This window comes from Streptomyces cyaneofuscatus (assembly GCF_033109485.1).
Taxonomy (GTDB): Bacteria; Actinomycetota; Actinomycetes; order Streptomycetales; family Streptomycetaceae; genus Streptomyces; species Streptomyces cyaneofuscatus.
Genome location: NZ_CP137002.1, coordinates 7,946,533 through 7,960,030, shown reverse-complemented (window position 1 = coordinate 7,960,030; position 13,498 = coordinate 7,946,533). Strand labels below are relative to the sequence as shown.

Genomic DNA, 13,498 nt, shown 5'->3' with positions numbered 1-13,498 from the left:
CCCGCTGGCGGGCACCACGCCCTCGGTACGCCGACCGCCTGGCGATAGCATCCCCCGGTGACGATTCCAGACCCGGAGGGCTCCAGACCCTCGCCGCTGCCCGTGATCTCCCCGCGCGGAGAGTTCGACATGGACAACACCACCTCGCTCGGAGCGGAGATCGAGACGATGGCCGCCGTCCACGGCGGAGTGGTGCTGGACGCCAGCAGCATCACGTTCGCCGACTCCTCCTTCCTGCGGATGATCCTCAACACCCACCAGCGCACCGATCTGCGCATCGCGGCCCCCTCCAAGCGGGTGGCCCGGCTGTTCGACCTCGCGGGTGTCGACACCTACCTGCGGATCTACCCGACCTTGGAGACCGCCCGCGCCCTCTGACGGCCGACCTGACACCGGGTTCCCCGCGGGGGCCGACGCGCAGGCGGTGAAAGGTAGCTGGACGGACCCGGTCGCACCACCGACCCCACCCTGAAAGGGTCAGTGGTTGGCGATGTACCTCTGCCAGGTGGCCGTGTGGGTCTTGATGTGGTCGATGTCGCGGAGGTAGAGGCCGGCGTGGCCGTCGGCGAGGTGACGGGCGAAGTTCTCGTCGCCGTCGGCTGCGGACCGGCGCATGAATGCGACCAAGGACTGCAGGCGGACGGCGACCGTGTCCATGGCGGCGATGCGCTGGTTCCGAGTGCAGCCGTAGGCGTCGAGGAACAGGCGTGCGCGGCGTGCCTGTTCCTCCGCTTTTCCGAAACCGTCGGTGTTGGCCGGGTGGGTGAGCGGCGCGAAGCGGTAGAGGGCATAGGCGAGGTCCCAGGCCCGCGGACCGGACGCCGGACGGTGTCGCCGATCCGGATGACGACGGTCGTGCCGCCGCCGGCCAGTTCGGTCCCGGACGGTTCGTCCGCGGGGTGACCGCTGCCGGGCGCCTGATCGACCGGGTCCGTCATGTCGCTCTCTCCAGTCTCTGTTCGCTGCCGGGGCGGGGGCCCGTGCCGGACGAGTAGGGCGGGATCCCCTCAACGATCTTTTGGTCCAGACCTCTTGACGATTGGTCTAGGCCTTCTTAGGGTCGCGGAGACACTGCGGGAGCCCCCAGGAGAGACACCACGTACTCAAGGCCGCGCAGGGTTTTCTTGTCAGGCCAGGGACCCACCCCTGCCCTCCGGACGTCCCCCCGAGGAGCCCCCTTGCGCACTGAACCACGATGGCACCGCACCAGATCGACGCGGAGCATCACCCCGAACAAGCGGTCCAAGGTCCTCGCCGGCGCCACCGCCCTGCTCCTCCCGCTGGCCGCCATGGTCGGCCTCGCCAGCCCCGCCGAGGCCGCGGCCTCGGCCACCGCCACCTACACGAAGGCCTCCGACTGGGGCTCCGGCTTCGAGGGCAGGTGGACGGTGAAGAACACCGGCACCACCACGCTCACCTCCTGGACCGTCGAGTGGGACTTCCCCGCGAACACCAAGGTGACCTCCGCCTGGGACGCGACCGTCACCAACTCCGCGAACCACTGGACCGCGAAGAACCTCGGCTGGAACGGCACCCTGGCCCCCGGCGCGTCCGTCGCCTTCGGCTTCAACGGCTCCGGCTCCGGCGCGCCCACCGGCTGCAAGCTCAACGGCAACCCCTGTGACGGCGGCCCCACCGTTCCCGGTGACAACGCCCCCTCCGCCCCGGGCAAGCCCACCGCGAGCGACATCACCAACACCTCGGTGAAGCTGTCCTGGGCGGCCGCCACGGACGACAAGGGCGTCAAGAACTACGACGTCAAGCGCGACGGCGCCACCGTCGCCACGGTCACCGGCACCACGTACACCAACACCGGTCTGACCGCCGGCACCGACTACAGCTACACCGTGGTCGCCCGTGACACCGCCGACCAGACCGGTCCGGCCTCGGCCGCCACCACGGTCCGCACCACCGGCGGCGGTGGCGGCGAGAACCCCGGCGGCGGCAAGATCAACCTGGGCTACTTCACCAACTGGGGCTCCTACACGGTGAAGAACCTCGTGACCTCCGGCTCCGCCGAGAAGATCACGCACATCAACTACGCCTTCGGCAACGTGCAGAACGGCAAGTGCACCATCGGCGACGCGTACGAGGACTACGAGAAGTCCTACACCGCCGCCAACTCCGTCGACGGCAAGGCCGACGTCTGGGACCAGCCGCTGCGCGGCCACTTCAACCAGCTCCGCAAGCTGAAGGCGCAGTACCCGCACATCAAGATCCTCTGGTCCTTCGGCGGCTGGACCTGGTCCGGCGGCTTCGGCCAGGCCGTCCAGAACCCGACCGCGTTCGCGCAGTCCTGCTACGACCTGGTCGAGGACCCGCGCTGGGCCGATGTCTTCGACGGCATCGACCTGGACTGGGAGTACCCCAACGCCTGCGGTCTGACCTGTGACAGCAGCGGCCCGGCGTCGATCAAGAACATGATGCAGGCCATGCGGGCCAAGTTCGGCCCGAACAACCTGCTCACCGCGGCCATCACCGCGGACGGCTCCAACGGCGGCAAGCTCGACGCGGCCGACTACGGCGGCGCCGCGCAGTACATCGACTGGTACGACGTGATGACGTACGACTACTTCGGCAGCTGGTCCGCGCAGGGTCCGACGGCCCCGCACTCCCCGCTGACCTCGTACCCCGGCATCCCGGCCCAGGGCTTCAACTCGGCGGACGCGATCGCCAAGCTGAAGGCCAAGGGCGTCCCGGCCTCCAAGCTGCTCCTCGGCATCGGCTTCTACGGCCGCGGCTGGACCGGCGTCACCCAGTCCGCCCCCGGCGGCACCGCCACCGGCCCGGCGGCCGGCGTCGAGCCGGGTAACCAGTACTACAAGGTCCTCAAGACCACCTGCCCGGCCACCGGCACGGTCGGCGGCACGGCGTACGCCCACTGCGGCAACGACTGGTGGAGCTACGACACCCCGGCGACCGTCGGCACCAAGATGGCCTGGGCGAAGAGCCAGGGCCTGGGTGGCGCGTTCTTCTGGGAGTTCAACGGCGACACCGCCAACGGTGAACTCGTGGCCGCCATCAGCAACGGTCTGAAGTAGGCACCGGTACGCGGCACTGAGCCCGCCCTCCCCCGTACGTGGGGGGGGGCGGGCTCGACGTCTGTTCCGAGGGCCGGGTCAGCGCGGCCGGTCAGGCGGCCCGTCAGGCCAGCCGGTCCCGCAGCTGCCGCTTGAGGATCTTCCCGCTGGCGTTACGCGGGAGTTCGTCCACGAAGACGACCCGCTTGGGCGCCTTGAAGTGGGCGAGCTTCTCGCGGGCGTGGCCGATCAGTTCGGTGTCGCTCGCCTCGCCGCGCAGGACCACCACGGCGGTGACGGCCTCGATCCAGCGCTCGTCGGGCAGCCCGATGACCGCGGTCTCGGCGACGGCGGGGTGGGTGTAGAGGGCGTCCTCCACCTGGCGGGAGGCGACCAGGACACCGCCGGAGTTGATGACGTCCTTCACCCGGTCGACGACGGTGAAGTAGCCCTCGGCGTCGCGGACCGCGAGGTCGCCGGAGCGGAACCAGCCGTCGCGGAAGGCGTCCGCCGTCTCCTCGGGCTTGTCCCAGTAGCCGGTGCAGAGTTGGGGCGAGCGGTAGACCACCTCGCCCGGGGTGCCGTCCGGGACCTCGCGGCCCTCCTCGTCGACCACACGGGCCTCCACGAAGAGGACGGGCCGGCCGCAGGACTCCATCCGGCCCTCGTGCTCGTCGGGGCCGAGGACGGTGGCGAGCGGGCCGATCTCGCTCTGGCCGAAGCAGTTGTAGAAGGCCAGGTGCGGGAGGCGGGCGCGCAGCCGTTCCAGGACGGGTACGGGCATGATCGACGCCCCGTAGTACGCCTTGCGGAGGGCGGAGAGGTCGCGGGAGGGGAAGTCCGGGTGGTTGGCGAGGCCGATCCAGACGGTGGGCGGGGCGAACAGGCTGTCGGCCAGGCCCGCTTCGACCAGGTCGAAGATCCGGCCGGCGTCCGGCCCGTCCAGGATGATGTTCTCCGCGCCGACCGCCAGGTACGGCAGCAGGAACACATGCATCTGGGCGGAGTGGTAGAGCGGCAGCGAGTGCACGGGCCGGTCGCCGGCCGCCAGACCGAGGGCGGTGATCGCGCTGACGTACTCGTGGACCAGGGCCCCGTGCGTCATCATCGCCCCCTTGGGGAGGGCGGTGGTCCCGGAGGTGTAGAGGAGCTGCACCAGGTCGCCGGAGCCGGGGGCGCGCTCCGGGGTGAAGGGCCGCTCGGTGTCCAGGGCGTCGAGGAGCGAGCCCGGCGCGTCGCGCAGGGCGCGTACCGGACGGCCCGCGGGGACGCGGTCCGCGAGGTCCGGGTCGGTGAGGACGAGGGCGGAACCGGACTGGTCCAGGAGGTACGCCAGGTCGTCGCCGGTCAGGTTCTGGTTGACGGGGACGTGGACGAGCCCGGCCCGGGCGCAGGCGAGGAAGGCGATCAGGTAGACGTCGGAGTTGTGGGCGTACGAGGCCACCCGGTCGCCGGGGCGCAGCGCGTGTTCGCCGGTCAGGACGGCGGCCGCGGTGGAGACCGCCGCGTCGAGCGCACCGTAGGTCCAGGCCCGGTCGGCGTACCGCACGGCGGTCCGTTCCGGGGTGCGGCGGGCGCTGCGGGTGAGGACGCCGTCGACTGTGCTGCTGCGTACACCGGTCATGGCGTGATCCTGTGCGGCCGGGCCCGGCGGGTCAAGGGGCCGGTGGGGAGTGTCGGGGCGTGCCGGGGGTGTCGGGGCGCGGCTGGATACCGACCAGACGGTTGACAGGGGGCGCGGCGCCCTGGCTGAGTGGCGCGTGGCTGCCCGGCGGGTTCTCGGGCAACCTCCTTCGTCACCCGCCTTGTTGGGAGGAACACCCTTGACCTTCCGTAACCGCCTCAGACTGTTCGCGGTCTCCGGCCTCGCCCTGTTCACCGTGTCGGCGTCGCTGCCGCCGGCCGCCGCCTCCGGAGCGACGCCGGAGGCCCGGCATCCGTCGGGCGGCGACCTCTCCGCCACCGTCCGGTACACGGAGTACGGCATTCCGCACATCGTGGCGAAGGACTACGCGAACCTGGGCTTCGGCACCGGCTGGGCGCAGGCCGCCGACCAGGTGTGCACGCTGGCGGACGGGTTCGTCACGGTACGCGGCGAGCGGTCGAAGTTCTTCGGCCCGGACGCCGCTCCGGACTTCTCCCTCTCCTCGGCGGCGAAGAACCTCTCCAGCGATCTGTATTTCCGGGGCGTCCGGGACAGCGGCACCGTGGAGAAGCTGCTGAAGGTCCCGGCCCCCGCGGGTCCGAGCCTGGACGCCAAGGAGTCGATGCGCGGCTTCGCCGCCGGGTACAACGCCTGGCTCCGGCAGAACCGCGACCGCATCACCGATCCCGCCTGCCGGGGCGCCTCCTGGGTGCGGCCGGTCACCGCGCTGGACGTGGCGGTACGGGGCTTCGCCCTGGCAGTGCTCGGCGGCCAGGGGCGCGGCATCGACGGCATCACCGCCGCCCAGCCCCCGACGGCCGCACCGCCCGCCGCCGGGGTCACCCCCAAGGAGGCGGCAGCGGCGGCCCGGCGCCTCCTCTCGACTCGACACGCCGACATGGGCTCCAACGCGGTCGCCTTCCGGGGGTCCACCACGGCGAACGGGCGCGGGCTGCTCCTCGGCAACCCGCACTACCCGTGGGACGGCGGCCGCCGCTTCTGGCAGTCGCAGCAGACGATCCCGGGCGAGCTGAACGTGGCGGGCGGGTCCCTGCTCGGCTCGACGACGGTCTCGATCGGGCACAACGCGGACGTGGCATGGAGCCACACGGTGGCGACGGGCGTCACGCTCAACCTCCATCAGCTGACCCTGGATCCGGCCGATCCCACGGTCTATCTGGTGGACGGGAAGCCGCAGCGGATGACGCAGCGCACGGTTACCGTGCCGGTGAAGGACGCCGCCCCGGTGACCCGGACCCAGTGGTGGACCCGGTACGGCCCGGTGGTCACCTCGCTGGGGGCGGCGCTGCCGCTGCCCTGGACAGCGAGCACCGCGTACGCGCTGAACGACCCGAACGCGGTGAACCTGCGCAGCGCCGACACCTCGCTCGGCTTCAGCAAGGCGCGCTCCACCGCCGGGATCCAGCGGGCGCTCCACCGTTCCCAGGGGCTGCCCTGGGTGAACACGATCGCCGCCGACCGGTCGGGGAACTCCTTCTTCTCCCAGTCGCAGGTGCTCCCGAGGATCACGGACGAGCTGGCGGCACGCTGCTCGACCCCGCTGGGCCAGGCCACCTACCCGTCGGCCGGGCTCGCGGTGCTGGACGGGTCGAAGCAGGCGTGCGCGCTCGGCAGCGACCGGGACGCGGTGCAGCCGGGGATCTTCGGGCCGGGCCGGATGCCGACGCTGAAGAACACCCCGTACGTCGAGAACTCCAACGACAGCGCCTGGCTGACCAACGCCGAGCGGCCGCTGACCGGTTACGAGCGGGTCTTCGGCACCACCGCCACCCAGCGGTCCATCCGGACCCGGGGCGCGATCGAGGATGTCGCGGCGATGGCGGAGCGCGGGCGGCTGCGCGTCACGGACCTGGAGCGCCAGCAGCTCGCCAACCGGGCGCCGACCGGGGACCTGGTCGCGGCCGACGTGGCGAAGTGGTGTGCCGCCCTGCCCGGCGGGACCGCCGTGGGCAGCGACGGTACGCCGGTCGACGTGTCGGCGGCCTGCCCCGTGCTGCGCCGGTGGGACCGGAGCGTGGACAGCGACAGCCGGGGCGCGCTGCTCTTCGACCGGTTCTGGCGCAAGGCGGCTTCCACCGTGCCTGGGACGGAGCTGTGGAAGGTGCCGTTCGACGCGGCCGATCCGGTCCGTACCCCGCGCGGCCTGAACACCGCCGCGCCCGGCGTGGGCAAGGCACTGGCCGACACGGTGACAGAGCTCAAGTCGGCGGGCATCGCGCTCAACGCGCCTTTGGGTGAGCACCAGTTCGTCGTACGGAACGGGAAGCGCATCCCGGTCGGCGGCGGTACGGAGTCGCTCGGCATCTGGAACAAGATCGAGCCGGTGTGGAACCCGGCGGCGGGCGGCTACGCCGGGGTGTCGGCCGGGTCCAGCTACATCCAGGCGGTCGGCTGGGACAAGAGCCGGTGCCCGGTGGCCCGGACGCTGCTCACGTACTCGCAGTCCTCGAACCCGAACTCGCCGCACTACAGCGACCAGACGCGGCTGTTCTCGGGTGAGCGCTGGGTGACGTCCCGGTTCTGCGAGAAGGACATCGCCCGCTCGCCGCAGCTGAAGGTGGTGCGGGTGCACGAGCGGCGGTAGAAGACGCAGAGGGGAGTTGAGCCGGGTCCGCGAGGGGGTGTCGCTCGCGGACCCGGCGTTCTACAGGGGGCGTGGGTGCCCCTCCCAGTAGGGTTCCCTCAGCCGCCGCTTGTAGAGCTTGCCGTTGGGGTCGCGTGGCATCGCGGCGATGAAGTCGACGGAACGGGGGCGTTTGTAGCCGGCGAGCCGCTCCTCGCAGTGGGCGAGGATCTCGGCGGCGAGCGCGTCCCCGGGCTCGTACCCCTCGGCCGGTTCGACGACGGCCTTGACCTCCTCGCCCCGGTCGGCGTGCGGGATACCGAAGGCGGCGGCGTCCGCGACGGCGGGGTGGGTGAGGAGGGCGGACTCGATCTCGGCGGGGTAGATGTTCACGCCACCCGCGATGATCATGTCGATCTTGCGGTCGCGGAGGAAGAGATAGCCGTCCGCGTCCAGCACACCGAGGTCGCCGACGGTGAAGAAGTCACCGATCCGATTCTTTCGGGTCTTGGTCTCGTCCTTGTGATAGCTGAAGCCACCGGTGCTCATCTTCATGTAGACCGTGCCAAGTTGACCCGCCGGCAGCCGGTTTCCGTCGTCGTCGAAGACGGCGAGTTCGCTGATCGGCCAGGCCTTGCCGACAGTACCGGGCTTCTTCAGCCAGTCCTCGGCGGTGGCGAACGCACCACCGCCCTCGCTGGCCGCGTAGTACTCCTCGACGCAGCTCCCCCACCAGTCGATCATGGCGCGTTTCACATGGCCGGGGCAGGGCGCGGCCCCGTGGATGGCGTGGCGCATCGAGGAGACGTCGTAACGGGCCTTCACCTCGTCGGGCAGCGCGAGCAGCCGGTGGAACTGGGTCGGGACCATGTGCGTGTGGGTGCAGCGGTGGGTGTCGATGAGGCGGAGCATCCCATCGGGCGACCAGCCGTCCATCAGAACGAGCGGGTGTCCTATATGGAGAGCGGCGCTCGCGAATTGGAGCACTGCCGTGTGGTAGAGCGGCGAGCAGACCAGGTGGACGTTGTCGTCGAACGGTCGGATGCCGAAGATGCCGAGGAAGCCGCCGAGGTACGTCTCCTCCGGGAGCTTGCCGGGCAGGGGGCGGCGGATGCCGCGCGGGCGGCCGGTGGTGCCCGAGGTGTAGTTCATGACCCAGCCGAGCGTGCGGTTCTCGGGCGGGGTGGCGGGGTGGCCGTCGAGCAGGTCGGCGTACGGGCGGCAGCCGGGGACGGTGCCCACGGCGTAGCGGTGGCTCTCCGGGAGTCCGGCCTCGTCGGCGGCGGCGGTCGCGGCGGCCGCGAAGCGTTCGTGGGTGATGAGGACGCGGGCGCCCGAGTCGGCGACGATCCAGGCGATCTCGGGGCCGACGAGGTGGTGGTTGACCGGCACCAGGTAGAAGCCGGCCTGGGAGGCGGCGAGGTGGGCGGTGAGCAGCTCGGTCCCGTTGGGCAGGACGACGGCGAACGCGTCGCCCTCGCTCATCCCGGCCGCCCGCAGCCCGTGGACCATGCGGTTGACGTCGGCGTGCAGCCTCCCCGCGCTCCACTCCTCACCGCCGGGCGCGACGAGCACGGTGCGGTCGGGATCGGCTGCGGCCTGGGCCCAGAAGCCGTTGGGCGGCTGGTTCACGTGGCGCTCCTTCCGGCGATGCGGTTGATGCGGGTGACGGCCCGTTCGAAGCCGCGCGTCAGGTCGTCGACGACCGCCTGGACGCTGCGTTCACTGGTCATCCGGCCGACGATCTGCCCGACGGGGGTGCCGAGCAGCTCCCCGACCTCGTACTTCTGGATCCGGGAGACGGCCTCCGCGACCAGCAGCCCCTGGAGCGGCATGGGCAGCGTGCCGGGTCCGGCCGGGTCGTCCCAGGCGTCCGTCCATGCGGTACGGAGCTGGCGTGCGGGCTTGCCCGTCAGGGCGCGGGAGCGGACGGTGTCGCCGGAGCCCGCGGCGAGGAGCTTGCGGGTGAGGGCGGCCGAGTGGAGGTCGGCCTCCTCGGTGGTGAGCCAGAGGGAGCCGAGCCAGACGCCCTGGGCGCCGAGGGCGAGCCCGGCGGCGGCCTGGTCGCCGCTGCCGATGCCTCCGGCGGCGAGCACGGGCAGCGGGGCGACGGCCTCCACGACTTCCGGGACGAGCACCATCGAGCCGATCTCGCCGGTGTGGCCGCCCGCCTCGTACCCCTGGGCGACGACGACGTCGATGCCCGCCGCCGCGTGCCGGCGGGCGTGTTCGGCGCTTCCGGCGAGGGCGGCGACGAGGACCCCGTGGGCGTGGGCACGCTCGATGACGTCGGCGGGCGGGGAGCCGAGGGCGTTGGCCAGGAGCTTGATGGGGTGGTCGAAGGCCACGTCCAGCTGGTTGCGGGCGACCTCCTCCATCCAGCCGGTGATGCGCCAGCCGGACGCCTCCCCCTCGGCGAGTTCGGGCACGCCGTAGCGGGTGAGGAGGTCCTGGACGAACCCCCGGTGCGCGTCCGGGATCATCGCCTCGACGTCGGCCTCGGTGACTCCTTCGACCTTCTTGGCCGGCATGACGACATCGAGGCCGTACGGCCTGCCGTCGGCGAGCTTGTCCAGCCGGTCGAGGTCGCGGGCCAGCTCCTGCGGGTCGGTGTAGCGGACCGCGCCGAGCACGCCGAAACCCCCGGCTCTGCTGATGGCGGCCGCGACGGCGGGGAACGGCGTGAAGCCGAAGATGGCGTGCTCGATGCCCAGTTCTCTGCTCAGCTCCGTCTCCATGGGCGGCAGGATGCCGCAGCCGGACGGACGAGGGAAGAGATTTTCTGATGCAGTGTCAGATTCTTTGCGGGCCCGGAGGCGTACGGGACGGCGGGGGCGACAGTAATCTCTGCGGCGGCAGGAACTTTCACTGCTCGGCGAGATTTCGGAAGTTACTTTCGCGCCGGGGCGCTCGCGGGCTCAGCCCTCGGGGCCGGCTCCGGGCACGGGAAGGGGTTGCGGATGACCGGGTACGCGGCGGAGAACGGGGACACGGCGGCAGGCGGGCTTCCGCAGGGCACCGGGAGCGGCATCGGCCGCCGGCGCCTCGGCGGCGGGATACTGGCACTGGGCGGCGCACTCGCCCTGGCGCCGATCCCCCTGGCCGGGGCGGCCGAACGGGGCGCGCCGGGCAGCGGCCCGGTGACGGCGGACGCGGGAGCGAGCATGGGATCAGGGGCGCACCGGCCCGGGCACCGGCCCACACTGCGGCGCGGCAGCGCGGCCCGCGCGGGGCTGCTCCAGGGGCCGCTGGACCAGCTCGTCCGGGAGGCGGAGGCGTACCTCGCCGACTCCCCCAAGCACCCCTGGTACGCGGGCGCGGTGCTGCTCGCCGGGCGGGGCGGCACGGTGGCGCTGCACCGGCCGATCGGCCAGGCGGTGCGCTACGCGGCGTACGACGAGAGCGCGGACACCGGGGTGGAGTTCCCGGCGGATCAGCAGATCGCGATGGCCGAGGACACCGTCTTCGACCTGGCCTCGATCTCCAAGCTGTTCACGTCGATCCTGGCGGTGCAGCAGATCGAGCGCGGGGCGCTGGAGCTGGAGGCCACCGTGGCCTCGTACCTCCCGGACTTCGCGGGCGGCGGCAAGCAGGCCATCACGGTCCGTCAGCTGCTCACGCACACCTCGGGATTCCGGTCCTGGATCCCGCTCTACCAGGAGCCGACCCGCGAGGGGAAGCTCCGGATGCTGTGGAACGAGGTCCCGGCGTCCACCCCCGGCAGCGCCTACCTCTACTCCGACCTGAACCTGATCTCGCTGCAACTGATCCTGGAACGGATCACCGGCCGCACTCTGGATGCCCTGCTCCGCGACGAGATCACCGCTCCGCTCGGGATGCACCGCACGCGCTACAACCCGCCCGCCTCCTGGAAGCCGAAGATCGCGGCCACCGAGGACGCCCGGCTGCCGTGGTCCGGTCTGGAACGCGGTCTGGTCTGGGGCGAGGTGCACGACGAGAACGCCTACAGCTTCGACGGGGTGGCCGGTCACGCCGGGGTGTTCTCCTGCGCCTGGGACCTGGCGGTCCTCGCCCGCACACTGCTCAACGGCGGGGTCTACGGCCGCTCCCGCATCCTCTCCGAGGACTCCGTCGACCTCCTCTTCACCGACTTCAACACCGCGTTCCCCGGCGACGAGCACGGCCTCGGCTTCGAGCTCTATCAGCACTGGTACATGGGCGCGATGGCCACCCCGCGCTCGGCGGGCCACACCGGGTTCACCGGGACCAGCCTGGTGCTCGACCCGTCGACCGACACGTTCCTGATCGTGCTGGGCAACTCGGTCCATCCGGTACGGAGCTGGCGCTCGGGCAGCGCGCCCCGGGTGGCGACCGCCAACCAGCTGGCCCGGGCCGTCCCGGTCCGGCCGGAGCGGGGGCGGACCGCCTGGTTCTCCGGGATGGCGGGCGCGTCGACCGCCACGCTCACCCTGCCCGTCCTGCGCCTGGCCTCCGCACGCTCCCGGCTGGAGTGCGCCCTGTGGTGGGACACCGAACCCGGCGCCGACCGGCTGGTGCTGGAGGTGTCGGCGGGCGGGGGGTGGCAGCCGGTGCCGTTCACCACGGTGGGCCCGGGCCCCGGCCACCACCGCCCGGACCCGCGCCCGCACCCGGAGGGCTGGGTCTCCGGCTGGTCGGGGCGGGTGTGGCACCGGCTGGAGGCGGACCTGTCGCCCTGGCGCGGCAAGGGCGTCCAGCTGCGGTGGCGGTACACCACGGACCAGCTGTACGTGGGGCGCGGCGCGTACGTGGACTCCCTGCGGGTGCGGGACGGCCACGCCACGGTCTTCGACTCCGAGCGGCCCCGGGACGCGGGGCGGATCGGGGCGACGGGCTGGGTGCTGTCGGCCGACTGAGCGGCGGGGCGGGCGGCGCGCTGTGTAATGGGCTGTCGCGCGCCGCCGGCTGCCGACAGAATGGCGGCACCGTTCCGCCCAGGGGCTGTTGGACGTCGCCGGGCCCCGTCCGGAGCGCGGCCCAGGTGCCGCCCGACGTGCGCGTCCCCCAGGGCCGACCCCAGGAGGCACACCCCATGAGCAGCATTCCGGCGGGCACCGCCCCCTCTCCCCGGCAGGCCTCCCGGTGAGCGGCCGGGTTCCCGTGCCGGCGCGGCGGGGTCTGCTGTACGCGGCGGCGGCCGGGGTCACGACGGCCCTCACCGCCCCGGACGCCCGGGCGGCCACGCACCCTGTGTCCGACCGCGCGTCCTCGGCCACCCCGTGGACCACCTCCTGGGCCACCGCGCAGACCGCGCCCACGGCGGCCGACCCGCTCGCGGCCGCCGGTCTCACCGACGGGCTCTGCACCGCCCGGCTGCGGCTCTCGGCAGGCGGGCAGGTCCGGCTGCGGTACGCACACGCCTTCGGGACCGCGCCGGTGCTGGTGGGTCCGGTGACCGCCGACGGCCGGCCGGTCACCTTCGGCGGACGGCCGCAAGGGTGGCTGGCGGCGGGCGCGACCCTCACCAGCGACCGGGTGGAAGGCCTCCGGGTGGAGGACGGGGCCCTGCTGACCGTCGAGACGCGGCTCCCGGGCCCCACCGGTCCGCTCTCCTTCCACCGCAACACCCACGCCTGGCACACCGTCGACGGCATCCGCACCCGGTCCGTCCTCCTCCTGACCGGGGTCGAGACGACCGGGGCGCGCGGCCCGGTCCTCGCCGTGCTGGGCGACTCCATCGCGGAGGGCTCCGGCACACCCGACGACGCGGACCTCCGCTGGCCCGACCAACTGGCCCGCAGACTGCCCGGCTCCGCCGTCGCCAACCTCGGCGTCAGCGGCAACCGGCTGCTGCTCGACAGCGCCCCGTACGGGCCCGGCGGCCAGGCCCGCTTCGACCGGGACGTGCTGTCGCTGCCGGGGTTGCGGACGGTCCTGGTCCACCTGGGCGTCAACGACCTTTTCCATGTGCCCGCCGAGCGCGACCCGTCGCGGCTGGTGGCCGCCTACCGCCAACTGGCCCTGCGCGCGCGGTCCGCCGGGCTGCGGGTGGTGGGCGCCACCATCGCCCCGTTCGAGGGGTGGACGCGCTGGACGCCGGAGCAGGACGCGGTGCGCGAGCAGGTCAACGAGGCCGTGCGCGCCGGGCAGATCTTCGACGCCGTCGTCGATGTCGACGCCGCGCTCCGCGACCCGGACCGCCCCTCCCGGCTGCTGCCGGCGTACGACAGCGGCGACGGCCTGCACCCCGGGCCCGCGGGCCACACCGCCATCGCCGCCGCCGTCGAACGCCGGCACCTGAGATGAGGA

General features: G+C 72.5%; 9 protein-coding genes. 5 read left to right on the top strand and 4 right to left on the bottom strand.

Annotated features, from left to right (window positions below; all coding sequences use genetic code 11):
• Positions 1 to 57: 57 nt before the first annotated feature.
• Positions 58 to 378 carry an STAS domain-containing protein gene (locus tag R2B67_RS35125; RefSeq protein ID WP_237324328.1) on the top strand — a complete coding sequence of 107 codons (321 nt, stop codon included), beginning with the start codon at positions 58 to 60 and terminating at the stop codon, positions 376 to 378.
• Positions 379 to 477: 99 nt separating this feature from the next.
• Here R2B67_RS35125 and R2B67_RS35120 read toward each other — a convergent pair whose 3' ends face one another.
• Positions 478 to 615, bottom strand: a complete 138-nt coding sequence (locus R2B67_RS35120; protein WP_317824635.1) for a hypothetical protein — start codon at positions 613 to 615, stop codon at positions 478 to 480.
• 563 nt (positions 616 to 1,178) lie between these two features.
• Between R2B67_RS35120 and R2B67_RS35115 the strand changes: the two genes are divergently transcribed.
• Complete coding sequence (locus R2B67_RS35115) at positions 1,179 to 3,041, top strand: glycoside hydrolase family 18 chitinase (protein WP_109981351.1); 1,863 nt, start codon at positions 1,179 to 1,181, stop codon at positions 3,039 to 3,041.
• 103 nt (positions 3,042 to 3,144) lie between these two features.
• Here the strand turns inward: R2B67_RS35115 and R2B67_RS35110 are convergent, their stop codons facing one another.
• Positions 3,145 to 4,644, bottom strand: a complete 1,500-nt coding sequence (locus R2B67_RS35110) for an acyl-CoA synthetase (protein ID WP_317824634.1) — start codon at positions 4,642 to 4,644, stop codon at positions 3,145 to 3,147.
• 199 nt (positions 4,645 to 4,843) lie between these two features.
• Between R2B67_RS35110 and R2B67_RS35105 the strand changes: the two genes are divergently transcribed.
• Positions 4,844 to 7,270: an acylase gene (locus R2B67_RS35105; RefSeq protein ID WP_317824633.1), complete on the top strand. Its 2,427-nt coding sequence runs from the start codon at positions 4,844 to 4,846 to the stop codon at positions 7,268 to 7,270.
• A 60-nt stretch (positions 7,271 to 7,330) separates the two neighbouring features.
• Here R2B67_RS35105 and R2B67_RS35100 read toward each other — a convergent pair whose 3' ends face one another.
• Together R2B67_RS35100 and R2B67_RS35095 are read right to left on the bottom strand one after the other, a co-directional pair.
• Complete coding sequence (locus R2B67_RS35100; RefSeq protein WP_317824632.1) at positions 7,331 to 8,881, bottom strand: acyl-CoA synthetase; 1,551 nt, start codon at positions 8,879 to 8,881, stop codon at positions 7,331 to 7,333.
• Positions 8,878 to 9,987: an NAD(P)H-dependent flavin oxidoreductase gene (locus R2B67_RS35095; RefSeq protein ID WP_317824631.1), complete on the bottom strand. Its 1,110-nt coding sequence runs from the start codon at positions 9,985 to 9,987 to the stop codon at positions 8,878 to 8,880. The genes R2B67_RS35100 and R2B67_RS35095 overlap by 4 nt, the downstream gene beginning before the upstream one ends.
• Before the next feature lie 222 nt (positions 9,988 to 10,209).
• Between R2B67_RS35095 and R2B67_RS35090 the strand changes: the two genes are divergently transcribed.
• Both R2B67_RS35090 and R2B67_RS35085 read left to right on the top strand, forming a co-directional pair.
• Positions 10,210 to 12,105, top strand: a complete 1,896-nt coding sequence (locus tag R2B67_RS35090; RefSeq protein ID WP_317824630.1) for a serine hydrolase domain-containing protein — start codon at positions 10,210 to 10,212, stop codon at positions 12,103 to 12,105.
• A 226-nt stretch (positions 12,106 to 12,331) separates the two neighbouring features.
• Positions 12,332 to 13,495, top strand: coding sequence for an SGNH/GDSL hydrolase family protein (locus tag R2B67_RS35085; RefSeq protein ID WP_317824629.1), 1,164 nt, complete (start codon positions 12,332 to 12,334; stop codon positions 13,493 to 13,495).
• Positions 13,496 to 13,498: the final 3 nt, after the last annotated feature.